Here is a 25,417-nt window from a genome sequence, read left to right on the forward strand (position 1 = left end):
ATCTTTCATGGTTATGAGGGAAATGCACTGTGTGGGACATTTTCTAAGCGGTGATGACAGAGGCGGTGCCACAGAAAACAACCGTTGATGCAGATGCCGTGGCGCCAACGGTTACTCCGCATTGAGCCTTACTGATGAAACGTGCGGCCCAGTGCATCCAGGCGAACCGCGATGGGGGGCAAGCGCTGGCTGCTCAGGGCAAGGGTTTCGCCATCGTCTGCGGTGTTTTGCGCGATGCTCTGCACAGACTGCAAGCGCCCGACCACTTCGCGGCTTGCCGTGGTTTGTTCGCGGGTGGTGGTGACAATGCGCCCATTGAGTTCATCGATATGGGAGATGTCGCTGCCCACCGCCTGCAACATCGCGGCCGCCAGCTGACTGTCTTCGACACAGCGCTCCACACCTTCACGGCTGTCATGCATGGCCTCGACGGCTTTGCGGCTGCCTTGCTGCAAGGCCTCGATGATCGTCCTGATTTCCTTCGTGGAGAGGGCGGTGCGCTGCGCCAGGCTGCGTACTTCATCGGCCACAACGGCAAAACCTCGGCCTTGCTCGCCGGCGCGAGCGGCCTCGACGGCGGCGTTGAGGGCCAGCAGGTTGGTTTGTTCAGCAATACTGCTGATGACCTCCAGGAAGGTACCGATTTGCTCCGCCTGTCCCGCCAGAACCTGCACGGTTGAGTGGGTGCCTTTCAGGCGCGACGCCAACTGAGTGATTTCCTGCTGCGCGCGGTTCACACTTTCCTGTCCTCGGGTAATTTGCACGCTGGCCTGGCCGGCATGTTCAACGGCATGTTCGACGTGAACGGCAATATGCCCCATCGCGTCCCCCATGCGTTGCATCGAACCCGTCATCTGGGCAATTTCCGTCAGCTGATGCTTGGCCCCTTTCTCCAGCGTATTGCTCGCCTTGGCAAGCTCCTGGCCCAGCTCACCCAGGCCGTGAGAGTCGCGAACAACCCCGTCAACCAGGGCGGTAATCTGCATCAGGAATTGATCGAAACGATCCGCGAGCGAAACATGCACCGTGGCCTTGTCTCCCTTGCCAGCATCGACGGCGAGCTGGGACGTGGCCGCGAGCATCTTGTCCAGCATGTCCTGGCTCTCCACCGCTTCGGCCTGACTGTGCACGGCCAGATAGAGCAGGGCGACCGTCTCCATGACCACATAGAAAGCGTGAACAAACACCATCGTCCACCCACCGTGATGCGCCATGACGTAGACCAGAAAAACCTTGGTGTTGCAGCGCATGGAAGACCACGTGATGAACGGCGATCGTGGCAGCGGCGACCAGAATCGGTAGCCAGTCGCGATAAAAAGTCAGTACCGCCAGCAACACGAAAATACCAAAGTGGGATTCAATGACGCCCTCGGCCTGATTGATATGCAACGCGGCCATGACCATCAAACCAATGCCCAGGCAACACCGCATCAACCGCGTGTCGCCCATTGCGCGATAAAGCACCGTCAGCAGCTGACTCGTGCCGCCACCCACCAAAAACGCCTGAATAAACGTGTCGTGCCAGTAAGCCAGACCCAACGCGAAGAGGAACATCAGTCAGATCAGGCCCAGCATGATTCGGTCGGCTTTGCGGTAGTGGTCAAGAAAACGAGGGGGCAAAAGCATTCACTTTTACTCCATGTAATTGAGCCGGAATAAAGCAGGTCATTTCGGCATGTCGGGGCATACATGAGAAACCGTGAAGAGCGTAGCCGTTTGCCATCACCCCTCCCGTGTTCGACGGTGAACACGGGAAACAATGTCAGAAATAGAGGCAAGTAATGCTGAAGTGACGCGCGGTGGGGCTTGGGTGTCGATGGGAGGAAATGGAACCCACATCACCGACAGCGTCTAAATTACAGAGAGATGTCCCGCCACCCTGAAGGAACGACTCATGCTCAGATCTCGCTCATTGATTGCAGCAATTACATGCCTTGCGCTGGTTTCCGGTCCAGTGACTGCATTGGCCGATCCTGGTAATGGAAAGGGCCAGGGAAACGGCAAGGGAAACCCGCAAAATAGCCAGGTTCATGGCAACCAGGGAGGTCAGGGAGGCAAAGGCAAAAACTCCGGGGGCGGCGATTGGGATAATGGCCCAAGTATCAATCGCGGCAGCGTTCTCGGGATTATTGGCGGGTATCGGGACTACTGGAGCCCCGGACCTGCATTGCCACCCGGCATCCAAAAGAACCTCGCGCGAGGCAAGCCGCTCCCACCCGGGATTGCCAAAAAACTGGACGGACGGTTGATCGGCAGGCTGCCTAATTATGATGGGTATGAATGGCAGCAAGTTGGCACCGACTTGATATTGGTCGCGCTGGCAACCGGGCTCATCTACGAAGTGCTCAACGGTGCTTTTGATTAATGGGCATGATCCATATGCCCATTTGAAGGCTGTTCTGACGCGGCTGCCTATGAAATTGCCGAGTTGCTGCCGAACAGGTGGCAACCGGCGTATCCCGCACTATTCGTCCACGCTGATACCCGATCCCCCTAATTCGTTGGGGACGTCCTTCAGCTTGGGCAATCCATCCTTGATGCGCAGCACGGTCTCCTGATAGTGGACGTGAACGCCTGGCGAGTATGCGAGATCCGGGATGACCGCGGCATATACATCGATCAGCCCCATCCCCGGGTGTTCAGTGAAGATGTGCCCGCCGCAAGTCTTGCACCACTTGCGGAAACTCTGCGGTGTCTTGTTGTAGGTGCCGATATTGTCAGCCCCCCGAGTCACTTGCACCGCCTCGGGTTTCCACAGTGTGAAGGCATTGACCGGTCCGGAAGACCAATGCCGACACGACTCGCAATGGCAATAGCCCATCGCGGCCGGCTCGCCGCTGACCGTGAACTCGACTGCGCCGCAAAAACAACTGCCCTTGTAAGACCGTTCAATGCTCATGGTATGACTCCTTGATCAATTGTCAGGTGATACCGCCGGCCTTCATTCGTCGATGTAGCGCACCGCTGTCGCTGGCGTGCGCCGCACCTGCAGTTCGAAAATGTCAGGGCGCGCGTAATGCCCGGTGACGTCGAGCGCCCGCCGCGCTGGCGCCACGAGTGTGACGTCGATGTCCGCATACAGAATGCCTGCCTCTCGGTGTAATGGACCGGCCACGATCCGGCCTTGAGGACTGACCACCACCGAGTCGCCGTCGTTGATCCATTCGTCCGGATCGGGAAACAGTTGCGCACGCGCCGGGAAGTCGTCGGGGATGTCACTTCCGCGCAGCACGGTGCCGCTGCCGAGCACCCAACAGCGGCCTTCGAGCGCAATGTGACGCATCGTGCTGATCCAGCCATCGCCACAGTCGTACGTGGGGGCGACGTAGATTTCCACCCCTTGGGCATACAGAGAATAGCGTGCCAGCGGCATGTAGTTTTCCCAGCAGATGAGCGTGCCCACGCGGCCGACGGGTGTATCGACCGTGCGCAACCCGCAGGCATCACCGAAGCCATGCACCATGCGCTCGGGATTGGTTGGCATCAGCTTGCGGTGTCGGTTGAGCACTGCGCCGTTCGTGCCGATAACGACTACGCTGTTGTAGAGCGTGCCGCCACCATTGCGCCGGTCGCATTCATTGATGCCGCACACGATCGTCACCGCATGCACCCTGGCGGCCTCGCACAATTGGCTCAGGTCACCGTTCGCGATATCGACGGCGTTGGCCAGCAGCCGCGTGTGCAACTGGCCCATGACAGCCCCGTCCTTTCCCGCCGCCAGCCGCCAGATCCAGGACGGGTAACCGGGAATGTACGATTCGGGCAAAACGATCAGCGAGGCTCCCGCCGTCGCTGCCTCGGCGACCGATTGCACGGCCCGGGCGATTGTCGCGCTGCGATCGAGCAGCACGGGCGGACGCTGAATGATGGCGACCTTGGTCATGGCGTGCTCCTTTGGTATTTGGCTTTCGAGGTTTCAGCGTGCGCGTGGCGAAGTGGCGGGGCTAGTTCAGAATCTGAAGCGTTGTAATTGCGGAGCCAAAGCAATGGACGAAAGCTACGGTCAGTTCTGCACGGTCGCGCGCGGTGCTGAAGCCCTGTGCGAGCGCTGGACACCTTTGGTCGTGCGCGAGTTGCTGTGCGGCAGCAAGCGCTTCAATGAACTGCACCGCGGCGTTCCACGGATGTCCACCAACCTGCTGGCACAACGTCTGCGCCATTTGGAAGAAATCGGCGTCGTGCACCGCACGGCCACAGGCAAAGTCTGGGAGTACAGCCTGACCAAGGCGGGGGAGGAATTGCGCCCCATCATCATGGCGCTGGGTCATTGGGGCGCGCGCTGGATCGGCAGTCGCCTTCGCGATGACGAACTCGACGCGGGCCTGCTCATGTGGGACGTGCGCCGGTTCGTGCGCGTCGAGACATTCCCGTCCCGACCGGTGGTCATCCACTTCAAATTCCGCGACGCGCGGCCCGGCGAGCAAGCGTGGTGGCTCGTGGTTGAACAGGGTGTGGCAGACCTGTGCCGCGACGATCCCGGCCGCGAACTGACGCTCGTCGTGGACTCCAGCGTGCGGGCGTTGACCGAGGTGTGGACGGGCGACCGCACACCGCGGGAGGTTCTGCAGTCGCGAGAGCTGCGTGTAGATGGCGCGGTGAAAGATGCGGAAAGCTTGTGGCGATGGCTTGGCACAAGCGCGTTCGCGGGTACCCGGAGCGCTGCACGCTAGCGCTGGCAGCTCCATCCGTCGCAGGACTTGAACTGTCTGGGGCTTAATGCGTCCTAAGACTCGCGATATCAACCAACCCTACGGAAGCAATCATGCTTTTAAAGAATAAGAGTCTCGTTGCTGTAATGTCCTGCGCCCTGATGCTTGCGGCCGCCCCATTACTCCCTGCTGACCTGTCCATCATGAACTCTGCCTATGCGAAAGACGGTGGTGGTGGTGGTGGTGGTGGTGGTGGCGGTGGCGGTGGCGGTAATGGCGGTGGTAATGGGGGAGGTAATGGCGGTGGCCAGGGCGGCGGTATAGGCGGCGGTCACAGTGGTTCAGATCACTCCGGCGGCGCTAACAGTAACGGCCGCGGCAATGGACTGGCCAGCGATCACGCCGGTAAGGCTGTTCGCGACCATGGTGAAAGCGGAAACCACTACGGCAGTGAACGCAATAGTGATCGCGGTCATGGCCCAACGACTTCAGGCATCGCCCATTCCAAAGACACTCGCGGCGTAGCCAAAGCCAGTGCAATCTCGACCTCAACGCCAGGCGATCACAACACGAAAGGGTTGAGCAAAGCCGGGACATCGGTTTCGAAAAAATCGCACTGATCAGCCATAACGGCTGATAGGGAAGTACAACAGACTCAACAAAACGGGCGCCCGACAAGGCGCCCGTTTTCGTTTGTTCCGCTGCTTGAACCCGTAAGCGTCGGCCGATCACATCCAACAAGTCACAAGGAGTGATTTCCGAGGTAAGCCAAACGGATCACCTCGCATTTTGCTTCGTCCCTCACCTGTGCTTTCTAGCGCAGCAGATGCACCGCCAAGCCGACAAGCGCGCAAGCCATCAGCACCTGAATGACGCCCCGTTTGAAGCGGAACAAGGCAATTGCCGCCAAAATGGCGATCAGCGCAGAAGGCCAGTCGAGGTTGCCGCTGAAGCCCCGCGGCCACAGCACGTGATAGCCGAAAAAACATGCCAGATTGAGGATCACTCCCACCACCGCCGCTGTGATTGCGGTAAGCGGTGCGGTGAATTTGAGTTCGTTGTGAGTCGATTCCACCAGTGGGCCGCCGGCAAGGATGAACAGGAACGAGGGCAGGAAGGTGAACCATGTCACCAGGGTGGCTGCGACAGCGCCGGCCAGAAATACATGATCGGCGCCGAACACTTGTGAGACGTACGCTCCAACAAAGCCGACGAAGGCCACTACCATGATCAGCGGCCCTGGTGTGGTTTCTCCCAGTGCCAAACCGTCGATCATCTGGGTCGGGGTAAGCCAGCCATAGTGACCGACCGCACCTTGATAGACATACGGGAGGACGGCATAGGCCCCGCCAAAAGTCAGCAACGCGGCCTTGGTAAAGAACCAGCCCATCTGGGTCAAGGTACCTTCCCAGCCAAAAAGCGCGGTCAGGATTCCCATCGGCAACACCCACAGCGCTGCGCCGATGAGGGCCAGCAGCGCCAGTTTCATCCAGCTGAACCGGGCATGTTCGGGGGACGGGGTGTCGTCATCGATCAAGGCCGGGCCGAAGGATTTTTTGGCGGCGCTATGGCCCCCGGTTCTGAACTTCTCAGGCGCCAGACGCCCTCCGATATAGCCGATTAACGCTGCCCCCAATACGATCAGCGGGAAAGGAACATTGAACGCGAAGATCGCGGCAAATGAAGCGGCTGCTATCGCCCACAGCCAATTATTCTTCAGCGCCCTAGAGCCGATCCTGTGTGCCGCCTGCACCACGATGGCCGTCACGGCAGGCTTGATCCCATAGAAGAGGCCGGCCACCACAGGCATTTCGCCGAACGCGATGTACATCCACGATAAAGCGATCAGGATGAACAGTGAGGGCAGCACAAACAGCACTCCGGCGATCACTCCGCCCCAGGTCCGATGCATCAGCCAGCCGATGTAGGTCGCCAATTGCTGAGCCTCTGGCCCAGGCAGCAACATGCAATAGTTGAGCGCATGGAGAAAGCGTCGTTCGGAGATCCAGCGCCGACGTTCCACCAGTTCCTGGTGCATGATCGAAATCTGTCCTGCTGGCCCGCCGAAACTGATGAAGCCGAGCTTCAACCAGAACCAGAATGCTTCACGCAAGCTGATGGCCTCCGGCCTCAATAGATCCTCTCCAGCCGTTGATGCCCGCACCTTACTCATTGGGTTGTTCCTCTTTCACAAACTCGGCGAGCAGGCCGTCGAAGATGGCGCTGGCAGCAGCCAGCAAGTGGTCGTCATGGGTAATGGTTTCGCGCAGTCCTGCCAGCACGCGCTCGATGCCGGCAGCCTCCAAAGGCTGAATACCGCCGATATCGAGGTAGTGCACCAAGGCCGCAATGCGGTTCAGGCCGGGTTCTTGAAGCTCAAAACTGGCTTGCAGGGTTTCGAAGGTCACGCGATTGCCGACATGACTGAAGGTCGCATCATCGAAGTCGAAGCCCAGCGCGTCTGCCGGACAGTCATGTGGAGTATTCAGCCAGAGGATCTGAGCTTGAGGATCAATGAAGCGCCGAATCAACCAGGCACAAGCCAGACGATCAACCCACGGACGCTTACGTGTTGCCCAGACACGACTTTGATAATCACCACGGTTGACTGCCGTTATGGGCTCGTCGCGGCTATGGGGTTCATCCGCAGACAACGCTCTGCTAGCAGCCGTCTCAAGCTCCTGCAAGGCTGAATCCATCTGCTCCTTGGGCTTGCCTGGGAAATAATCGATGTGGGTGAGCTGATCGTAGTTTTTGCGCAGCTTGCGAATTTGTTTGGTGGTGGCCAATGCGTTTTCAGGCTTGAGCTGCCCACGGCACTCTTCAATCTCTGCGCGTAGCTTGCAGTAATCATCGCTACGGTCGAACAACTCGACAAAGCGCTCACCCTCCGGATCGACCACGGGCAGGATGTAAACAGTGCCGTTGATAGAAAGGATGTCGCGCTCGACAGACGCCAGAGCTTCACGACAGACACCAGTATCAGGCAACAGATAGGCACCATCGCGCAAAACCGCCGCACCTGAGGCTTTCAGGGCACGCCAGGCTCGCATGCGCTCGGTGGCATTCGCGGTGGGTAACGCGAGAATCAGTGTCAGCCAGGTTTTCATGTAGTTGGCGCTATTTATTTTGTAGTTGTTATTACATTAACTGTGGTTTTGGCGTTTGGAAAGCCATCCTTAAAATCTGGGATTTTGGCGGTGTATTAAATGGGGACCGATTTATTTAGTGTGGCCGAAGAGATCAATCGGCATATCCAGCAGATCTACGACGAGGCGCGGCTGGTCGAAAGCCTGGCCAGCTCTGCGCAAGAAGACTCAGGCCGGCTTTCGCACCTCTCGAATGAACTGAACGGGCTGGTGGGGCGCTTCAAGTCGTAGAGGCGGGCCGATGCGCTCGGCTATCGGTCCAGCAGAGGTGCCAGCAGTGCACACATGCCGCGCCAGTGCGAACCCTCCCAGTAAACCCGCTGGCAGGCGTCGCAGCGCAAGAAGTGCGAATAGAGGATGCCTACGCGTGGCGGCACCTGCGACCGGGCCAGTTCCGGGCTGATCTCGTGCAGCGGCAGGTTGCAATGAAGGCACAGACTGAATGGCCGCGCGCTACGCGCCAGGTCGAGGCGCTCGTACAATTCGCGCAGCTGCAGCGAAGGTTTCAGGGCATGCACGTAACAGCCGTGGCTGATAATCCGGCGCTTGAGCAGTTCGCGGTCACGGGTTAGCACGATGCGTCCTTGTTGCGCAGCGATCTCGGCGATCTCGCCATCCTCGAAGCCATTGTCGTAGAGGGTGTCGAAGCCGCTCATGCGCAGCAGGTTGGCCAGCCCGCCAAGGTGCGCATCAGCGACGAAGCGCAGCACCCGTAAAGGTTGCGCACGAACCTTGAGCAGCGGGCTGATGTCCAGCGCTTCGAACTTGGGATACACCGCCAGTCGGTCACCGTCGAAAATCACCCGCTCGAAGCCCACCGACTCGCCGTTGAGCAGCACCAGCTCGACCTCGGTGTGCGGTATCCCGAGCGCCTCGATCATGTGCTTGACCGTCGCCGCTCGCGCGCACTCACAAGTGAAGGACTGCCGCCGCCGTTCGGCCGGCAGGAAATCGTTGAGCTCCTCGTAGAAGCGGAAGGTTGCTCTGGTCATGTTGAACAGTATGGCAGGGCTGCAAGGATGAGCGAGTCTAGTCCGGACATCTTCTCCGGCAGGCTCCAAACTACGATTTGCCAACCGATTTTACTACCTGCACCCCGAACGTCTACGCTCCGTTTCTATCGGTGCACCACGCAACCTTGAGGCCTATGACATTCGTGTTCAACAAGACATTGTTCCCAACACCGCCCACGCCGGAATGTCGGTCGTGCCCTACGTCCAGGACTTTCTATTGCAACTAGGCGATTGAATAAAAACGCCGTCGAGGCCACATGAATTTATGAGCACTAATTACCAGCAAACCTTTTATGAAACCACGGCCGACATCACCACCTATCCCGCTCAATCGGGTCGTGTAGATACTAAAGTGTGCATCCTCGGTGGTGGGCTGGCAGGCCTATCGACCGCACTCGGGTTGGCGGAGCGTGGTATCAATGACGTCGTTGTTCTGGAGTCTCATAGCCTCGGTCATGGTGCCTCGGGTCGTAATGGCGGCTTCGTCTTCGGAGGCTACAGCCTGGGAAACGCTGACCTTCTCGCCACCCTTGGCGTTCAAGAGGCGCAACGCCTTTACAGGCTAACGTTGGATGCCGTTGAGTTGATCCGTAATCGTGTCAAACAATACGGTATCGATTGTGACCTGGCTGACAAGGGTGTGATTCTCGCTAATTGGTTCAACGCCCCGTCAAGACTTGAAACACCGCGAAAACTCATGAGTGACGTCTACGGGGTTGATTGGGAATACATACCGCCAGGCCAGTTAAAAGAGATGCTCAAGACTGAGCGCTATTTCGGCGGCCTGCTGGAGCGTAATGCTTTCCACTTTCATCCTCTCAAGTACGTGTACGGCATTGCTCGCACGGTGGCTGAATTCGGTGTGCGTATCCATGAGCAATCATCCGCCCTGAACATCGAGAAGCGTGGAAAGCAATATGTTGTGCAAACCGATGGCGGGGAAGTGCATGCCGAGCATGTCATCTTTTCCTGTGGCGGATACGCACGCGGCGTCTATCGCCCGGTCGAGCGTGCTGTATTACCCATTGCCACCTATGTCGTAGCAACCGAACCCCTCGGGGCTCGCTTGAAAGAAGTTATTGACTGTGAATCAGCGGTCTACGACACGCGGTTCGCGTTTGATTACTACCGGCCGCTTCGCGACAGCAGGATTCTATGGGGAGGGCGGATTTCGGTGCTCAATCGGAGCCCGGAAGCGATCGCCAGTCTGCTCAAAAAAGATCTTTTAGCCGTATATCCCCAGCTGGAAGGTGTAGAAATCCAATATTCCTGGGGCGGCTTGATGAGCTATGGCCGGCATCAAATGGCCCAGATTGGCCAAGATGAAGCAGGCGTCTGGCACGCCGTTGGTTTTGGTGGTCATGGCATGGCGCCCACGACGGTGGCAGGCGAAGTTCTGGCTGATGCTATCGCCAAGTCCATTCCTATTCCCGACGGTTTCCGCAAATTCGGGTTGACCCGTACTTTTGGTCTGGCCGGTCTGGTCGCCGCGCAAATGACCTATACCGCATGCGAAGCGCGAGATGCTTTCGACGCTCTGCGCCTTAACAAGTAAGTGCTTCCTGCCAGGATTCAACCGATCGATGTAACAGATTGGCTAGCTACTTTCTTGGCAAATCTCTTACCAAAAGCAATCCACCATTTTTCATAATAGAAGGTCGAGATATGCGCGGTGAGAAAAATGGCGGCGAACAACAAAGGGCGCTTCAAATATTTTATGACGGTATCTCCGCTACCCAGCCAAGTATGTATTAGCAGCGGATGAACAACGTAGAGCGCGTACGAGATGGTGGCGATATAAAATAGAACGCGATTATTCAGAATCTGGGCAACTCGTGTCCGGCTATTGAGTAACGTGCTCCCCACCATTGCTGTAGCAAGATAGGGGCGGAAGTAGTTCATGAAGCCCGCATCGGGATGACAGGACAAGACAAACAGGAGGAATAAAAATATTTGTGCGATCCCCGTTTGTGTCGGAAGTTTGGCAAGGATGTTGCCCAGTCTATTGTTGTATATCAGTGCAAGTATGCATCCAGAAAGTATTTCATCAATGCGGTAATAAGTGTTGATTGCGACATGGACATCATTCATGACTCGGTACATCGTGACGGCGATGCAGAGACAAGGGATTAGCACTACCCACTTGTTTCTCATCAGAAATACCAGCAAAGCGATGGCGAAATAGAACTGGACCTCCATGCACAAACTCCATAGGTGGCCGTTTACACTGCCAAGCCACATAGGCGGCCAGTTGGCAATGAACAGAAAGTTTGCGATGTAGAAATCCGAAGTGCTGTTCATGACAGGTAAAGCAATGAGCATGTACAACCAGGCGAGAGGCACAACCCGAAAGATTCTGCGAATTAAAAAATCAACGACGCTGCTGTTGTTGAGCAGAAAATTTGTTATCAGGAAACCCGAGAGCGTAAAAAATATAGCCATTCCCATAACGCCTGCGGCGGCATTAAATTGCCAAGGCTTTGGGCCAAGAGGTAGCAGGTGGCACGCCAAGACAAGCAAGATGCTTATGCCGCGCCATCCATCAAGTACGCTGAATCGAGAGCCCTCTACGGAACTACTATTCATATTTGCATCCCGCTCTTGGGTCGATAGAGGGCATTCGATAAAGGCAGTGCCACGTCTGAAGACTGTCTGAATTCATATAAAAATCCAGTAGTTACAGCGGTGAAAAATTCATGAGTTCAGACCATTTAAGCCTGTAGTCTAGGACACCTTTTGCACTTTACACTTCACGCCATGAAAAAATTCCAGTCGGGAGGAATTCGCTGAATGACTGGTTTTTTGACGTTACTTGTTTGACGTTGCTCGATAGCTTGGCGCTAAGTGAATCGCCCCCTTTTGGTAGATACCCTGACCGGCGGCTTTTGGCCGTATCTGCCTGATGCAGATGCAGTTAGCCATAGCGAAAAGTTGGGTTGGTACAAAATTGGTACGAGCGGAATTGAAAACTGGCGTAACCCGTTGTCTTCATGCCCACAGCCCCCCAGTTAATTATGTGGGGCGCACAACATCAAAGGTGAATCGGAGCCGCGGTCCGGAAAAGAAACCACGGCGACCGATCAATCAGGCGGCGGGGAGCAGGCCTTTCTGTTTGGCGACATGAGTCGCCAGTACGTCCATCAAGTCCGGGGACAGGCAGTCATAGGGTTCCAGGCCGATCGAGCGCAGGCGCTCACGGATGGCCTTCATTTGCGCTGGCGGTGTGCCGGTTTCGATGATGGAGGACACGAACGCCGCGAATCCCGGCGCAGCCCATCCGCTCTGCGGCGAAAGCTCGGTGTGGACGAAGTCCAGGCCATAAAACGCATGGTCCTTGTTCCCGATGCGCCCGAAGAGATGGGCGTGGCACTGCTTGCAGGCGTGCCGCTGGATGGTGGCGGTTTCGTCGACAATTTCCAGTTTTTCGCCGTGGGCAATGACGCTGACCTTATCCCGAGGTACTACGGCAATGACGGCGAATGTCGCGTTTTGTGGTTTCCAGCATTTGCTGCAGCCGCACGCGTGGTTATGCAGGGTTTGTGCGTCGATCTTGACCTCGACCTTGTCGGTCGCACACAGGCATTGCAGGGTGCCACCTGCGAAATTCGCGGCGGCGGGTTGGATACCATTGTCCAGTGCAGGGTGAAGTTGCAAGGTGCTCATGCTGGCGTCTCCGTTTCAGGGTGTCAGGCGGATTTCGAAAAGGACACTGTGCATAAACGAGTGACCTCCTTCGGTGCGACCGGTCGGTTACCTAGTTCAAGAATAGTCTGCGATGACGCCTCGAGCGTGGCTCGGGCCAGCGCACGGGTGAGTGTGCCGAATTCAGAACGCCGGCGTGAGCCAGGCGCGGTACCCCACTTGACGCATCAATGGTCACGCAGCGGATCGTTTGTAGAGACGGACTTCATTACCGTGGTGTCTTCGACCTTTTGTCGCCTCCCGACTGATCACACCTTTTAGGGTCTCTACTTCTAGTTAGGCCTTGTATACACAGAGGGGAGCGCGCGATGAGCAACGAACAGGTGGCACCTGAGACGAAAGGGGTCACGGTGAAGTTACTGGCAACGATTGACCTGGGCCCTGAGATCGAGGGTATGGCAGGGCGCCAACTTAGAATGCGCAGGGTGACCATCGAGCCTGGAGGCGTCTTCGGGCCGATTCACAACCATATAGACAGACCCGGCACCGTCTACATTCTGCAAGGAACAATCACTGACCATCGAAATGGAGTCGCCACGGATTATGGGCAGGGAGTGGGCTGGCCTGAGGACAGGAACACCACTCACTGGCTTGAGAACAGAGGCACGATTGCGGCGGTGGAGATCTCGGTCGATATTGTCAGGCAAGAGTAAGCTCAGGACCAAAAGGGGACACCCATTAGCCGGTCTCGAGTCAAGGCTTGCCTCAACAGCAGTGGGCCTAAAGCGTCAGCGACAAACTGTCTGCCAGGTTCCGGGCCTGCTGAGTCGCGTCCTCACGCGCGCGCAGATCAACGTCTTCCCCCAGGATGGTTTTCTCCACAATCACCGATTGCACATCCGTGACGCCGATAAATTTCAGCCAGGCTTCCACGTAGGGCATCTGGAAGTCGAAGCGCTCCGCCGGTGTGATCGACTGCGCCGAAAAATCCAGGCCGCGGGCGTACATCACCACGGCGAGTTTGTTGTGCAGCATGCCTTCCAGACCGCGTTCCGGGTCAACGCTGAACAGGATGTCTTTCTGCGATACCAGGTCGATGAAGTGCTTGAGTTTGTACGGGATGCTGAAATTCCACAGCGGTACGGACATCACGATTACATCCGCGCGGTGCAGGTGACTTGCCAACGCTTTTAACGTGCTCCAGGCGTCTTGTTGTGCGGCGGTCAACGGCGTGCCATTGAGCCCGGCGTATTTGGCCTCCATGGCCAGATCATCGAATTCCGGCAGAGCCATGTTCCAGAGGTCGAGGGTGATGATTTCGGTGTCCGGGGTGTTGGCTTGATAACGCGCAATGAAGCTGCGGGCGACTTCGAGGGAAGCCGAACGCTGCTTGCGTGGAGAACACTGAATATGGAGAAGAGTCGTCATGGCACACCTTGAATGATGGGGAGGCAGGGCAGGTGTGAGCATTGCAACATAGCTGGATTTGAAATATAAATCGTAAATTACTACTCGATTGATCACGTATAAAACTATGTTCGATGCTCTGCTGCTCAAGACATTTGTCACTGTCGTCGATGAAGACGGCTTCAGCCGTGCAGCCCAGAAGCTGCACCTGACTCAGTCGGCGGTCAGTGGCCACGTGCGGCGATTGGAAGAACAGATTGGTAAACCCCTGTTGACGCGTACCACCCGTTCCCAGCAACTGACGGCCGATGGCGAGCGCCTGGTCTCTTATGCGCGCACAATCCTCGCGCTGAACCGTGATGCCTGGACCGACCTGACACGCACGCCGTTTCACGGGCGGCTGCGGATCGGCGTGTCCGAAGATTTTGTCGAGTCTCGATTACTGCGCACTGTTAAGGATTTCGCGGCGCAGTACCCCGGGATGGAGATCGAGGTGCAGGTGAACATTCCGGGTACGTTACTGGCGCTGATGAAGCAAGGGCATCTGGAGGTGGTCATCGGTTCGCTGTGCGAAACCAGCGAAGCGGGGCTGTTGCTATGGCAAGAACCGCTGGTGTGGGCCTGGTCGGCGCAACCCGTCGTCCGGTTACCAACGCCGTTGCCGCTGGCCCTGTTCCCCGACCCGTGCCCTTATCGCGAGGCCGCGCTGACGAGGCTGGCGCAGGCGGGGATCGCCCAACGCACGGCGATGTTGTGCAGCAGCACTGCCGGGTTGCGGGCGGCGGCCCTGGCAGGCTTCGCGGTAGCGCCCATGCCACTCAGTCAGTTGGGGCAAGGATTGGCGGCTATTGGGGTGGAACAAGGATTGCCGGATTTGCCGGATGCGCAATGTCGGCTGTTCACCTCGCCTGACGCGGATCAGGCGATTGTGGCGGCGGTTACTCAGCTGATTGTGGAGTATTGCGCCACGCGCAGGGCTTGATTTTCATTTTGAGGGCCTGCTTGAACGTCTTGGGTAGCGACCTCAATACGAGTCAGTGACTGCGCACCCGAACAACAGCATTGCAGGGCCGCATCCGAAAGGTGGGGAGGCCGGCCATTTATTTCACTGCGCACGTTTTATGGCACTGGCGAGCGCTGCGGCTTCGCTGCGTAACGCATCAAATCTTGTTCAACTCCTCACTCACTATTAGGCGGTGTGGCGTGCGAAACAGGCCGGAACTGTCTGGGCTCAACGTCCATATTCAACGTAAGGGCCTAAATAGAAAGCCTGCGTATCCCAGTTGATTCGATAAATCACTTCTTTCCTTGGCTTGATGTTGGCCAAAACAGTTTTGATCGCGGCACCAGCACATAATCCAGACTCGGCGAGCCCGGTGCCGAGGTTCACTTCACCGGCAGGCAAAACGAAAGATGCCTTCTGACCGGGACCTATCTTGGCTGCGCGTTGACCATCGATGTAGAACACGGCGTCACATCCCGAACCGACAAACCCGTCATCACGGAAAATGGTCAGGCGTCCCGGATCTTGCGTACCCTGGCTTTTGATCGCGTACATCTCACTGGCCGGCACTGGCCGCGCTTCAGACACCCGCATAGGTGATGTTGCGCACCCGCCCAAGGCCAGCAAGAGCGCCCCCGTTGCGATAATCCTTCGCATAATTTTTCCCTCCTGAAAAAAGGCGAATGTATCAGAGCGACATACTGCTTTGCTTCATAACGCCATTCGCCAAAAACACTTTAAATCGATCTGTCACCTTTAATCCTAGTCACCTTTTATCCGTCGGTTGGATGCGGGTGAACCACTTTGATCATGGACACAAAAAACGGGCGCCTTGATGGCGCCCGTTTTCATTCATTCCAATTACTGAAACCGTTGATGCAAATCCGGAAAAATATCTTGGGCAAACCAAGCCGGCAGACCGGGCGTGACGATCCGGGATTTAGGCGTTCGGCTTTCCACCAGGCCGACTTTGATTAGCCGCGAAAGCTCATCGATTGCCGGGCGTGGTGTAAGGCCAGTGAAGGTCTTTATTTCGTTGCGCGGCAGGCTTCCTTGGGTGATTAGCGCAATGATTGCTGGCGCACTTTCCGGGCGAATGCCTTCTTGTAAAAGTTTTTCGTTGTAGTGAAACGCGCGTATCACGCGCTCTCGAAGCTGAGACGGGTCCACTGCGGCGGTCATGTAATCGACCTGGTCGTGACAAACCTGCAGCATGAACTCGATGAATTCGAAATAGCGTCGCTGAGACAGCTGGCCGCGTCCGTCCAGATCGCCTTCTCTTCGGCGGTCGGCCATGGTCAGGGCGGTGTAGTAATTCTGGTGTTGCCTTGCAAGGCCGCGAGACAGTGACCATAACGTTGGCTTCAGCCCCAAACTCACCAACTGAAGATGAGTGACCAACCGAGCAACCCGACCATTCCCGTCTGCAAAGGGGTGAACCCAAGCGAGGCGATGATGGTAGGCAAGCGCAGAAATAAGCTGACGGCGGGAGTCTGTCTGTCGGCCGAAGCCGGCCTGAAGGTGTCGCAGCATTCCGTCTACAGCACAAGCGTCCGGTGCATCATGATTGCCAACGACAACGTTCTGACCAGTTACCGACCGCAGAATACCGGGCTGCATGATCGAGCCATCTGACAGTGTTCGTTCCGCGTCACTTGCACCACTAAAAAGCCGTTTGTGTGCTGTGCTCACAAGCTCAGGTGCGAACATGTCACCCCAGGCAAACGGCGCGCGCTGGCGCAATACCCGTTCGAGCAACGCTTGCACCGCCATCTGTTCAACCGCCAGGTTTTTAAGCTGTTTGCGATCTTTGACCGGTGCCGCTTGCGCTTTTTGCATCTCGGCGGGCTCGGTGTATTGCCCTTCGATCAGGTTCGAGTAGTACGTATTGGTGATTTGCAGCAGACGGCCGAGGCGTGCAGCGGTTTCAGGCGGCAGGCGTCCGGCTAGAAATTGTGTCTTTCTCGGCAGCGCGTCCGCGAGAGCAATGATTGAAGGAGGCAATGCGTCCGGGAGAATCGGGTCGAGCCAGGATTTTGATGTGATCAGGGACATAGCGGTTTTTACCGTATGAAAGGCTTCACATTTTATTTCACATACTGACTTGATGAACAAGCGCTAATTTATTGGGCTCCAAGGGTTTACGAGGCTCTGTAATCAAAATTATCTTCACATTTTATTTCACATATTTTTGTGAAGTGCCTTCGGTCAAATGGGGGCCCGAATGGATCTGCCAGCGGCGTTTACGCACAGACCGCAGCTGCAAAAAAAACGGGCGCCCATTGAGGCGCCCGTTTTCATTTACTCCTTCACCTGCGTTCGCAAGCGCCGGCCGATCACGTCCATCAAGTCACAGCCGTCGCGTAACGGAATAGCCAGCAGTTTGGAGAAGTCCGACAGAACTACCGTGTCGCAACCGAGTTCGCCGCGGTAGGCGATGTTCTCCAGCACCTGCGTGACCGTGCGGATGCGGTAATCGGCCATGGCTTGCAGGACGTCGAGTGGGGCTTGGGTGTCGATGAGCAGGGAGGCCGGGATCAGGTCGATTCCGGTGAGAGGCATGTATCTTTCCATAGGTGAGATCTCGTTCAGTTAGATGAGACCGCCAACAGATCGTCGCCAAACGAATAGGGTGGCAGTTGCGCGCAGGTTGGCGAACCGGGAACGAAAACCGGCAGACCCGAAGGTCTCCCGCGCGCAACCGCCATAGTACAGCGGTTTTGCAGTTGCGACGACGCCTACAAATGAGCAGGCGGCCCTCGCATTCGTATCTCGGGTCGCCAAACCCGAATCGCCATTTTGGGCGACGAGATGGACTATAGGCCTCATCAGAACGGCGGGAAAGGTGAGGATTCCGAGGTTTGTGTAGGAATTTTTATGGTGGTCCTAGGACCGTTATGCCCCTTCCGCGGGCGACTGCTATCGGCCGAGACTGTGTAAAAACGTTTTTCAGCGCGACAGGTACTCAAAACCGGACTGGAAATCGCGCTTCTACGCAAAATCCACATCTGCTGAGGTGCCGATAAATTTCAGATTTAACGTAGACGCGCACACCTCAATTTTGGCGAAGCGTTTTTACACACTCTGGGCCAAAAGCGGTCAATCACCCGATGAAATTTGCCTTGTACCCCCCTTCAATGTTGTATGTAATCCCACGCACATTCAGTGCATAAAATGGTTCGCAGGAGTGGACACCAGTTCCCTCACATTTCAACAGTTGTTTCGTCCGGGAAGCTCCTCAAATGGCTGCACCGTGGCCGAACGATTCTCCATCGATTTTCTGATTAACGAACGTTCGTTGCTCAATGCTCTCGTCTTGGCTGATGGTGGTCATTCAGATTTCATGGGCTGTTTCGTCAAGGGCTTCCCGGAGCCAAACAGCCTATCTAACTCTCGCCTACTTTTACGCGAACACGCTGAAACAGAAAGTGGTCGCATCCTCCTTTACATCTGCCCCGAGTGCGGCGACATCGGGTGTGGCGCCTACTCAGTATATGTTAGCCAAAACGATGACTGTTTCACGTGGGATTCCTTTGCTTTACGAGAACGGCTATGAAGAGCCTCAAATCATAGACGGTGTTGGCCCCTTCACATTTGAGAAGCATGCATATGAGGCAGCTATCAACGATGCGGCGGCGTTCTAAAAGGTAATTCAACAGCCCTATTGCAGGCATTCGCAACGGGCACAATCGGCCAATAGCGGGCATTCGAGAATCGTGCGCTCGCAGTCATGTTATGGTTAGAGACTGAAAGGTAGCGTACGAAAATCAAACATGGATCTGGTTCAGCTCGCGCCTGCGACATATCACACAACGGACGACTACTGGCGGCTTCTTCGCGCAGGAGATGGCTCAATCTATGTCCTCGTCAACTGCGAGGCGTCTTTTGTGAGTTACGAATGTCTGATTAAGCTCAACGACGAGGAATTGCGCGACTACCGAGGCTTGGGCTGGCTATCCATTCAGCACCTGGCTAACCGAATCAATTACTTTGTCGATGATTACAATGGCCGCCGGATCACGGGCCCTTTGCTCGAAGCAGCCATTCAGGCTTCGAAGCACTAAACATCCCAAGACATCTGGGTAATGTTCGTCAATCCGCAGCCGAATGACGGCTAAGGGTCGATTTCGAGCGGTCGTGACAGGCAGAAAGCGGCCAGGAGTGGAAAGTCGCAATAGACTCGCGCAAAGCGAATCGTGTAGTGTTTGAGATGAATTTGCTCGTACATCTGCGAGAGCAACCGTGGCTTTCCATCCCTGGTATAACTCTCTTATGTGGTTATCGGACCGCTGCAAGGTCCAGCCTAGGCAGGGGTAGCAGAGAGGACAAGGAATGTTAGCCACCAAGCTCGTGAAGCGCCCCCCCCCCACGTTTAGGGTTTATTTGTAGTTATGCCGGATCTAAAGACATGAAACGCAAGCATCTGAAGATAATTTTATTTTCACTTTCAGTAATTACTTACAACGCATCAGCGGATCAGAAAGACTTGAGTCTTGAGCCTCTTGCAATAGCTAATACAAACTGCGCCGCGTTTTATGCGGCCGCACAAGTTTTGATTAAGCCAGAAGCCAAGAAAGAGTATGAGTCAAAATTCACAACGCATTACGCCCTATCACACCAGTTCAGCTCTTCATATGAAACACTAGCAAAAAATCTGAACGAAGAAATTCAACGCCAAGCCACCGAGGCTTTATCTTTAAAAGAGCAGGCGCAAGCTGTAGATTTTTTAACCAAAAATTCAATTAAGTGTAGCGCAATCGAAGTTCAATCTACTGCAGTAATTAAAAACCACATAGTCTATCAAGAATAAATCACTAACTAAATGCTCAGCCATAACAACTCTATGGGTCGCCCCCATTTTCGTAGGCTCCACGAAGAGCTGCTTCTCGCCGGCTGCGGTCTGTTGCAATCGGCAGGAGCCGGCCATTAGCGGCCTGTAGGAAAGGCGCTTTAATTTCTTGAAATCGTACCCAGTCAGTGATTAGGCTATTCCTTTTTCGGAAGCTTCGTGAATGCCAGTTTTTGAAATTTCCCCGCTAAGTGCAGTCGGCCCCGTGATGCTTGGCGCTTCTCGCGCAGCGGCAAGGGAAGCAATGTCCGTGGGTGGGTACCCACTTGAGCAGTCCCATGGCGGCGTCGATTACTTCAGCAAAGCGTCCATGCAACTTTCGTACAGCCCAGACGATGAAGTCTGGTTCATAGGCGTCTCGGGAAACTCGCCGATCACCTACATGTTCAAAGGGGTCAATGTTTTCGCAGTCTCTGCGAGTGAACTGTTTGCTCTGATGGCCGCCTCGGACGGTTCCGGACCCCATGATTTCGACCGATATGAATACTGTTTTCCGAACCAGATACTCACTCTCTGGGATGCGGATGAACAATATGACCGTCAAGGAGGAGAAGAACGAGAGGTGTGGGGGCAAGTCGGGATTGGAAATGATTCTTATGTGGCAGCGATCGACGCAATTGAGAAAAAACTGTAGCAGGCTAGATCGAACTCGCCGAGGAGCAGGAACTGGAAAACTGCTGCGGGCGCTGCTAACTATGGCAGGTAACTATCGGCCAAAAGCAGTCGACAGAAATACACTCGGCGTATCCTGAAGACCAACATCGAAAAGGAATTTGAATGAAAACCGACTGGCGACAAATTCGAGAAATGCTGAACACTGTTATCGATAGCTGCGAGCAGATCGAAGCGGCAGGATTTAATGAGGAACATCGCTCCGCAACCGTTGAAATCAACGGCGTTGATTACTCAGTTCAGGAGTTTTTAATCAGCGCCTGGACCCTACCAGAGAATATTCGCTACCAGATTATTCGCGAGCGTCATGAAGCTGGGAATGACCTTCCCTATGTACCTGAAGCGGCCCGTATTCTTGTCTCGATGGCGCAGGCTTGCGCGGAGTTGGTCGGGGCGGCCGACACGGCACCGGCTCAGAAAGCTATTGCGGGAATGAATCATTGGTACAAGGCCTATGCAGTGCCGCATATGACCACAGCCATTGGGCTGGCCAAAAAACCATCTGACGCTTAGTTTCAGGGGCAATGACCAGGCTGAGGCGGATCTGTTTTCCATGGCTTGAACGTCCGTATATGGACTCCTCCTCATTGCAAGCCCCGTTGCTTTGGCTCCCGTGCCGACTGCACACGTATATTCGGCCTCTAAATACGGCATCGTTTCGATGCAGGGCCATGATGGGCTATTCGCGCGCCGGCTCCCGATCGCTTTTTCGTGCTTTTCGCACTTGGACATTCGAGGGTTTTGCCGACGCCGGTTCGACCGGTTTGCCATCGTTCAGGTTGCTTCGCAATCGTGGTTAAGAGTTGTTTCTCTCGTAGAACACGTCGGGTAAATAGATCAGGCCGCTGCCTGATTCGGTTGGTAATTAGTGCCGTGACGCAGCATCGCCCAAGCCATGCGTGCAGTTTTGTTGGCCAGCGCAATAGCGGCCACATTGGGATGTGATCGCTCGGCTAAACGAACGGCCCACTGGCTGAGTCGATCCTCTTTGGATTTGGCTGTGCGTAGCGCCGAGCGCGCGCCATGCACCATCAATGTTCGCAGATACGTATCACCGCGCTTGCTGATACCGAGCAGTCGATCCTTACCACCAGAACTGTGTTGCCTCGGTGTCAGCCCCAGCGAGGCGGCAAACTGTCGGCCATTGGCAAACTGACGGGCATCACCGAGAGCGACGACGAGCGCTGTGGCGATCATTGGACCGACACCGCGCAGCTGTTGAAGGCGAACGGCGGACGGCTCGTTTGTCGCGATCGCAGTGATCTCGCCGTCGAGCTTGCATACACGCCCATCCAGCGCACGAAGGTCGTCCCACAAACCATCCAGCAGACGACGAAAGCGTGCTGTCAAACCGTTATCCGCATCCTCTAGCCAGCACGGTATTGCACGACGCAGCATCAGCAATTCCTTCGGTGCAACGAGACCGTACTCGGCGACCAGCCCACGGATCTGATTGGCTTTGGCCGTCCGCTGTTCGATTAAGCCGGCCCGGATGCGATGCGTCGCCTGGATATCCTGTTGTTCGATCGTCTTGATGGCGACGAAGCGCATGCTGGGACGGCTCATCGCTTCGCAGATCGCCTCGGCATCGTTCGCGTCGTTCTTGTTGCTTTTGACATAAGGTTTAACGAACTGGGGGGCGATCAGCTTGACTCGAAATCCGAGAGCTTCGAGTTGCCGCGCCCAATGATGGGCTCCACCGCAACTCTCCATGCCGATCTCACAACCAGGTTCGACCTTTTCCAGCACCGTTTGAAGCCAGCGATCACGTGGTAGCCGCTGCCGCCAGACCGGCTTCTCATGGCAATCCACACCGTGGATCTGAAACACGTTCTTGGCCAGGTCAACCCCAATGCGCATAAGCTTCATGTGTGGACTCCTTCTCACTGTTGACTGTGGTTCGCACCTTCAGTCTGGCACTCAAGATGCCGAAGTGAGGAGGAGTCCATCCCATTGCTTTGGGTCGGATAGCGCCCCCCACGCACTGTGACTGATCCACCCTTGTCCTCCCTCAACGTGGAGGACAAGCCATGAATACTATTGCTACATACAGCCACCAGCCTTGGAACAAGGGAAAGCTTGTCGGGCAGAAAGTCCCTCTCCGAGTCAGAGATATCTGGGCCATCCGGGTCAGACTCCAGCTCGCGGAGAAGACACGGGATCTGGCTCTCTTCAACTTGGCTATCGACAGCAAGCTGCGTGCCTGTGACTTAACCAAGTTGCGAGTACGAGACATAGCCCATGGGGAACATGTGTCGTCACGGGCCATCGTGATGCAGCAGAAAACTCAGCACCCAGTGCAATTTGAAATCACTGAGCAAACCCGAACGGTTCTGGAGGCTTAGATGCATCAGGCCCACCTCCGCAGTGAGGATTTCTTGTTTCCGACCCGGTTGCACGGCTCAGATCATCTCTCCACCAGGCAATACGCTCGAATAGTCAAAGCGTGGGTGACAGCCATTGGCCTTGACCCAACCATGTACGGTACTCACACGCTACGGAGAACCAAGGCATCGCTGATCTATCGCAGGACGAAGAACCTGAGAGCTGTCCAACTCCTGCTTGGTCATACGAAGCTTGAAAGCACCGTCAGATACCTGGGAATCGAGGTCGATGACGCCCTGGAAATGGCGGAACAGACGGAAGTCTGACCACCCACTGCGACGGTCGATGCTAGACCGTCGCTGTCCGACCCAAAGCAGCCCTTGATGTATGTGTGTTGTCGCCATATGTTATTTGCATTCATGGAGGATTCTGACTGATGGCACGCGTGGGATTGATACTGACACCCGGTTTTGCGGACTGGGAATATGCTTTCATTGCTGGAACTGCGTCTCCGTTTTACGGGATCGACGTCAGGTTTTTCGCTTCTGCTTCGGGGCAGTTCCGCTCGCAGGGTGGATTGGCTGTAACTGTCGATAGCAGTTTGCAACAATGTCTGGACTGGAAACCGGACGTTGTTGTCGTCATTGGAGGAATGGTCTGGGAACGTGCAGAAGCACCGGATATTCGAGAGTTTCTTCATGCTAGTCGTTCAAGTGGAGCGACAATTGCCGGTATCTGTGGGGGAACGCTGGCACTTGCGAGGGCCGGGCTTCTCGACACGGTTCCTCATACATCGAACAGCGCTGACTTCTTACAACAGAATGCCGTAGGTTATGAGGGGCGCACGCTTTATCGAAGCAGTCCAGTGGCTGTGGTTGCAGACCGCATCATAACTGCTCCAGGCGCTGCACCCGTTAGCTTCACCTGCGCAGTGTTCGAAGGTGCCGGGCTATCTTCAGAGATCACTTCTCAATTCAGGTCAATGTTGGCAGCGGAACATCGGTGACTGCTTCGTCCTACAAAACAGCCGATCAGGTGATGTGTTCGAGTGGCCGGTCATGGCCCAGGCCGTGTAAAAACGCATTCGTCACTTTGAAGTCAGCGTTACTACGTGAAATCTGGCGTCGACCGTTTGGTAAGTAGACCTGAAATTTGCGTAGGGACGCGATTTTTGGGCTGTTTTCGTCTACCTCCGCAGATCGAAAACGTTTTTACACAGCCTCGGCCAAAAGCAGACGTTGCTATACGACCAAATTCGTTGAAATAGGAGCGCGTTGGTACCGGTTCTCTAGCGTAGAATTTCCTGGAAGACAGCCCCCCGAGACGGACCCTCAATGCAAACCCCCGCCACCCAACACCCTCTCTGGAAAACCTACCTCCTTTTCCTGGCCCCCATGGTCCTCTCCAATTTCCTCCAATCCATGTCGGGCACCATCAACAGCATCTACATCGGCCAAATGCTCGGCACCCAAGCCCTGGCTGCCGTCTCCGGCATGTTCCCCATCGTCTTCTTCTTCATCGCTCTGGTCATCGGCCTCGGCGCGGGTGCTGGCGTGCTCATCGGCCAAGCCTGGGGCGCACGTGAGCCGCATCTGGTGAAGACCATCGCCGGCACAACCTTGCTGTTAGGCGCAATGATCGGCCTGACAGCGGCAGTACTCGGCAGCGTGTTTGCAAGGCCCGCGTTGCAGGGTTTGGGCACACCGGCCGACGTGCTGGACGATGCCGTGTCCTACGCCCACGTGATGATGTGGATCATGCCGTCGCTGCTGGTCTACGTGCTGTTCACTCAACTGCTGCGCGGGGTGAGCGATACGGTGTCGCCGCTGATTGCGTTGGTGGTGTCGACCTGTATCGGGTTGGCGCTGACGCCGGCGTTGATTCGGGGTTGGTTCGGGTTGCCGATGCTGGGGATTCAGAGTGCGGCGTATGCGGGGTTGGCGGGTAATTTGTCGGCGATGGGGTGGCTGGCGTGGCGGTTGATTCGCAAGGGGCATCCGTTGGCGCCGGATCGGGAGATGTTTGCGGCGATGCGGCTGGATCTGGTGATTCTCGGCAAGGTGTTGCGCATCGGGTTGCCGACCGGGTTGCAGATGGTGGTGTTGTCGGTGTCGGAGCTGGTGATTCTGGCGCTGGTGAATCAGCACGGTTCGCAGGCGACGGCGGCGTATGGCGCGGTGACGCAGATCGTCAACTACGTGCAGTTTCCGGCGCTGTCGATTGCGATCACGGCGTCGATCCTCGGTGCTCAGGCGATTGGGGCAGGGCGGCTTGAGCGGATGGGGCCGATTTTGCGCACGGGGCTGTTGATCAACGTGTGCCTGACCGGTGGTTTGGTGGTGTTGGGTTACCTGTTGTCGCACTGGTTGCTGGGGTTGTTCCTCACGGATGATTCCACCCGGGCGATGGCGGAACACCTGTTGCACATCATGCTGTGGAGTCTGTTGGTGTTCGGCTTCCAGGCGATTGTCGGCGGCATCATGCGCGCCAGTGGATCGGTGCTGGTGCCGATGGCGATTTCGATTATTTGTGTGGTCGGGGTGCAGTTGCCGGTGGCGTATGCGCTGGACGGGCACTTCGGGTTGCAGGGTGTGTGGATGGCGTTTCCGGTGGCGTATCTGGGGATGCTTGTGTTGCAGACGGCGTATTACAAGATGGTCTGGCAGCATCAGAAGATTGAGCGGTTGGTGTAGGCGGGTGGACTTGCT

General features: G+C 56.1%; 27 protein-coding genes and 1 pseudogene. 15 read left to right on the forward strand and 13 right to left on the reverse strand.

The window, feature by feature from the left end:
- Positions 1 to 128: 128 nt before the first annotated feature.
- Positions 129 to 1,250 carry a methyl-accepting chemotaxis protein gene (locus ACMXYH_RS11940; RefSeq protein WP_415767179.1) on the reverse strand — a complete coding sequence of 374 codons (1,122 nt, stop codon included), beginning with the start codon at positions 1,248 to 1,250 and terminating at the stop codon, positions 129 to 131.
- A 100-nt stretch (positions 1,251 to 1,350) separates the two neighbouring features.
- Between ACMXYH_RS11940 and ACMXYH_RS11945 the strand changes: the two genes are divergently transcribed.
- Both ACMXYH_RS11945 and ACMXYH_RS11950 read left to right on the forward strand, forming a co-directional pair.
- Positions 1,351 to 1,659 carry a hypothetical protein gene (locus ACMXYH_RS11945; RefSeq protein ID WP_415767180.1) on the forward strand — a complete coding sequence of 103 codons (309 nt, stop codon included), beginning with the start codon at positions 1,351 to 1,353 and terminating at the stop codon, positions 1,657 to 1,659.
- Between the two features lie 235 nt (positions 1,660 to 1,894).
- Positions 1,895 to 2,365 (forward strand): anti-virulence regulator CigR family protein, encoded by a 471-nt coding sequence (locus tag ACMXYH_RS11950; protein WP_134418614.1) that lies wholly within the window; start codon positions 1,895 to 1,897, stop codon positions 2,363 to 2,365.
- Between the two features lie 99 nt (positions 2,366 to 2,464).
- Here the strand turns inward: ACMXYH_RS11950 and ACMXYH_RS11955 are convergent, their stop codons facing one another.
- The gene (locus tag ACMXYH_RS11955) at positions 2,465 to 2,899 is read right to left on the reverse strand and encodes a GFA family protein (RefSeq protein ID WP_415767181.1); all 435 of its coding nucleotides are present in this window, start codon (positions 2,897 to 2,899) and stop codon (positions 2,465 to 2,467) included.
- 42 nt (positions 2,900 to 2,941) lie between these two features.
- Complete coding sequence (locus ACMXYH_RS11960) at positions 2,942 to 3,883, reverse strand: carbon-nitrogen hydrolase family protein (protein ID WP_415767182.1); 942 nt, start codon at positions 3,881 to 3,883, stop codon at positions 2,942 to 2,944.
- 103 nt (positions 3,884 to 3,986) lie between these two features.
- Here ACMXYH_RS11960 and ACMXYH_RS11965 point away from each other — a divergent pair, with 103 nt between their 5' ends.
- Together ACMXYH_RS11965 and ACMXYH_RS11970 are read left to right on the forward strand one after the other, a co-directional pair.
- Complete coding sequence (locus ACMXYH_RS11965; RefSeq protein WP_283180784.1) at positions 3,987 to 4,670, forward strand: winged helix-turn-helix transcriptional regulator; 684 nt, start codon at positions 3,987 to 3,989, stop codon at positions 4,668 to 4,670.
- A 92-nt stretch (positions 4,671 to 4,762) separates the two neighbouring features.
- Positions 4,763 to 5,269, forward strand: a complete 507-nt coding sequence (locus ACMXYH_RS11970; RefSeq protein WP_415767183.1) for a hypothetical protein — start codon at positions 4,763 to 4,765, stop codon at positions 5,267 to 5,269.
- 194 nt (positions 5,270 to 5,463) lie between these two features.
- Here ACMXYH_RS11970 and chrA read toward each other — a convergent pair whose 3' ends face one another.
- Both chrA and ACMXYH_RS11980 read right to left on the reverse strand, forming a co-directional pair.
- Complete coding sequence (chrA, locus tag ACMXYH_RS11975) at positions 5,464 to 6,822, reverse strand: chromate efflux transporter (protein WP_415767184.1); 1,359 nt, start codon at positions 6,820 to 6,822, stop codon at positions 5,464 to 5,466.
- Entirely contained in the window at positions 6,815 to 7,759 is a 945-nt protein-coding gene (locus ACMXYH_RS11980) for a chromate resistance protein ChrB domain-containing protein (protein WP_415767185.1), read from the reverse strand. Before ACMXYH_RS11980 ends, chrA begins: the two co-directional genes overlap by 8 nt.
- A 99-nt stretch (positions 7,760 to 7,858) precedes the next feature.
- Between ACMXYH_RS11980 and ACMXYH_RS11985 the strand changes: the two genes are divergently transcribed.
- Positions 7,859 to 8,029: a hypothetical protein gene (locus ACMXYH_RS11985; protein WP_165353210.1), complete on the forward strand. Its 171-nt coding sequence runs from the start codon at positions 7,859 to 7,861 to the stop codon at positions 8,027 to 8,029.
- A gap of 20 nt (positions 8,030 to 8,049) precedes the next feature.
- Here ACMXYH_RS11985 and ACMXYH_RS11990 read toward each other — a convergent pair whose 3' ends face one another.
- Positions 8,050 to 8,790, reverse strand: coding sequence for a Mut7-C RNAse domain-containing protein (locus ACMXYH_RS11990; RefSeq protein ID WP_415767186.1), 741 nt, complete (start codon positions 8,788 to 8,790; stop codon positions 8,050 to 8,052).
- A gap of 286 nt (positions 8,791 to 9,076) precedes the next feature.
- Here ACMXYH_RS11990 and ACMXYH_RS11995 point away from each other — a divergent pair, with 286 nt between their 5' ends.
- On the forward strand, positions 9,077 to 10,366 hold the full coding sequence (locus tag ACMXYH_RS11995) for an NAD(P)/FAD-dependent oxidoreductase (RefSeq protein ID WP_415767187.1): 1,290 nt from the start codon (positions 9,077 to 9,079) through the stop codon (positions 10,364 to 10,366).
- A 17-nt stretch (positions 10,367 to 10,383) separates the two neighbouring features.
- On the opposite strand, the gene ACMXYH_RS12000 is transcribed toward ACMXYH_RS11995, so the two are convergent.
- The gene (locus ACMXYH_RS12000) at positions 10,384 to 11,397 is read right to left on the reverse strand and encodes an acyltransferase family protein (protein ID WP_415767188.1); all 1,014 of its coding nucleotides are present in this window, start codon (positions 11,395 to 11,397) and stop codon (positions 10,384 to 10,386) included.
- A 498-nt stretch (positions 11,398 to 11,895) separates the two neighbouring features.
- A complete protein-coding gene (gene gfa, locus ACMXYH_RS12005) occupies positions 11,896 to 12,474 on the reverse strand; it encodes an S-(hydroxymethyl)glutathione synthase (protein ID WP_415767189.1) in 579 nt (192 codons plus the stop codon).
- Positions 12,475 to 12,821: 347 nt separating this feature from the next.
- Here gfa and ACMXYH_RS12010 point away from each other — a divergent pair, with 347 nt between their 5' ends.
- Positions 12,822 to 13,166 (forward strand): cupin domain-containing protein, encoded by a 345-nt coding sequence (locus ACMXYH_RS12010; RefSeq protein ID WP_415767190.1) that lies wholly within the window; start codon positions 12,822 to 12,824, stop codon positions 13,164 to 13,166.
- A gap of 67 nt (positions 13,167 to 13,233) precedes the next feature.
- On the opposite strand, the gene ACMXYH_RS12015 is transcribed toward ACMXYH_RS12010, so the two are convergent.
- Positions 13,234 to 13,881, reverse strand: coding sequence for an FMN-dependent NADH-azoreductase (locus ACMXYH_RS12015; protein ID WP_415767191.1), 648 nt, complete (start codon positions 13,879 to 13,881; stop codon positions 13,234 to 13,236).
- A gap of 106 nt (positions 13,882 to 13,987) precedes the next feature.
- Here ACMXYH_RS12015 and ACMXYH_RS12020 point away from each other — a divergent pair, with 106 nt between their 5' ends.
- Positions 13,988 to 14,842, forward strand: coding sequence for a LysR substrate-binding domain-containing protein (locus ACMXYH_RS12020; RefSeq protein ID WP_415767192.1), 855 nt, complete (start codon positions 13,988 to 13,990; stop codon positions 14,840 to 14,842).
- 249 nt (positions 14,843 to 15,091) lie between these two features.
- Here the strand turns inward: ACMXYH_RS12020 and ACMXYH_RS12025 are convergent, their stop codons facing one another.
- From ACMXYH_RS12025 to ACMXYH_RS12035, 3 genes are all read right to left on the reverse strand, one after another.
- On the reverse strand, positions 15,092 to 15,520 hold the full coding sequence (locus tag ACMXYH_RS12025; protein WP_415767193.1) for a hypothetical protein: 429 nt from the start codon (positions 15,518 to 15,520) through the stop codon (positions 15,092 to 15,094).
- 204 nt (positions 15,521 to 15,724) lie between these two features.
- Positions 15,725 to 16,918: a Fic family protein gene (locus ACMXYH_RS12030; protein ID WP_415767194.1), complete on the reverse strand. Its 1,194-nt coding sequence runs from the start codon at positions 16,916 to 16,918 to the stop codon at positions 15,725 to 15,727.
- Positions 16,919 to 17,164: 246 nt separating this feature from the next.
- On the reverse strand, positions 17,165 to 17,437 hold the full coding sequence (locus tag ACMXYH_RS12035; protein ID WP_415767195.1) for a hypothetical protein: 273 nt from the start codon (positions 17,435 to 17,437) through the stop codon (positions 17,165 to 17,167).
- Positions 17,438 to 18,636: 1,199 nt separating this feature from the next.
- On the opposite strand from ACMXYH_RS12035, the gene ACMXYH_RS12040 reads away from it, so the two are divergent.
- From ACMXYH_RS12040 to ACMXYH_RS12055, 4 genes are all read left to right on the forward strand, one after another.
- Positions 18,637 to 18,927 carry a hypothetical protein gene (locus tag ACMXYH_RS12040; protein ID WP_415767196.1) on the forward strand — a complete coding sequence of 97 codons (291 nt, stop codon included), beginning with the start codon at positions 18,637 to 18,639 and terminating at the stop codon, positions 18,925 to 18,927.
- Positions 18,928 to 19,271: 344 nt separating this feature from the next.
- Positions 19,272 to 19,673: a hypothetical protein gene (locus ACMXYH_RS12045; RefSeq protein ID WP_415767197.1), complete on the forward strand. Its 402-nt coding sequence runs from the start codon at positions 19,272 to 19,274 to the stop codon at positions 19,671 to 19,673.
- 202 nt (positions 19,674 to 19,875) lie between these two features.
- Positions 19,876 to 20,346, forward strand: coding sequence for a hypothetical protein (locus tag ACMXYH_RS12050; RefSeq protein WP_415767198.1), 471 nt, complete (start codon positions 19,876 to 19,878; stop codon positions 20,344 to 20,346).
- 143 nt (positions 20,347 to 20,489) lie between these two features.
- Positions 20,490 to 20,897 carry a hypothetical protein gene (locus ACMXYH_RS12055; protein WP_415767199.1) on the forward strand — a complete coding sequence of 136 codons (408 nt, stop codon included), beginning with the start codon at positions 20,490 to 20,492 and terminating at the stop codon, positions 20,895 to 20,897.
- A gap of 324 nt (positions 20,898 to 21,221) precedes the next feature.
- Here the strand turns inward: ACMXYH_RS12055 and ACMXYH_RS12060 are convergent, their stop codons facing one another.
- Entirely contained in the window at positions 21,222 to 22,253 is a 1,032-nt protein-coding gene (locus ACMXYH_RS12060) for an IS110 family transposase (RefSeq protein WP_415767200.1), read from the reverse strand.
- A gap of 161 nt (positions 22,254 to 22,414) precedes the next feature.
- On the opposite strand from ACMXYH_RS12060, the pseudogene ACMXYH_RS12065 reads away from it, so the two are divergent.
- The 3 genes and pseudogenes from ACMXYH_RS12065 (at position 22,415) to ACMXYH_RS12075 (ending at position 25,402) form a co-directional block, all read left to right on the forward strand.
- Positions 22,415 to 23,035: pseudogene (locus ACMXYH_RS12065) on the forward strand (tyrosine-type recombinase/integrase).
- Between the two features lie 110 nt (positions 23,036 to 23,145).
- Positions 23,146 to 23,715 carry a DJ-1/PfpI family protein gene (locus ACMXYH_RS12070; protein WP_415767201.1) on the forward strand — a complete coding sequence of 190 codons (570 nt, stop codon included), beginning with the start codon at positions 23,146 to 23,148 and terminating at the stop codon, positions 23,713 to 23,715.
- A gap of 328 nt (positions 23,716 to 24,043) precedes the next feature.
- The gene (locus tag ACMXYH_RS12075; protein ID WP_415767202.1) at positions 24,044 to 25,402 is read left to right on the forward strand and encodes an MATE family efflux transporter; all 1,359 of its coding nucleotides are present in this window, start codon (positions 24,044 to 24,046) and stop codon (positions 25,400 to 25,402) included.
- Positions 25,403 to 25,417 lie beyond the last annotated feature (15 nt).

Origin of the sequence: Pseudomonas frigoris (assembly GCF_047758635.1) — a bacterium.
Classification (GTDB): domain Bacteria; phylum Pseudomonadota; class Gammaproteobacteria; order Pseudomonadales; family Pseudomonadaceae; genus Aquipseudomonas; species Aquipseudomonas frigoris.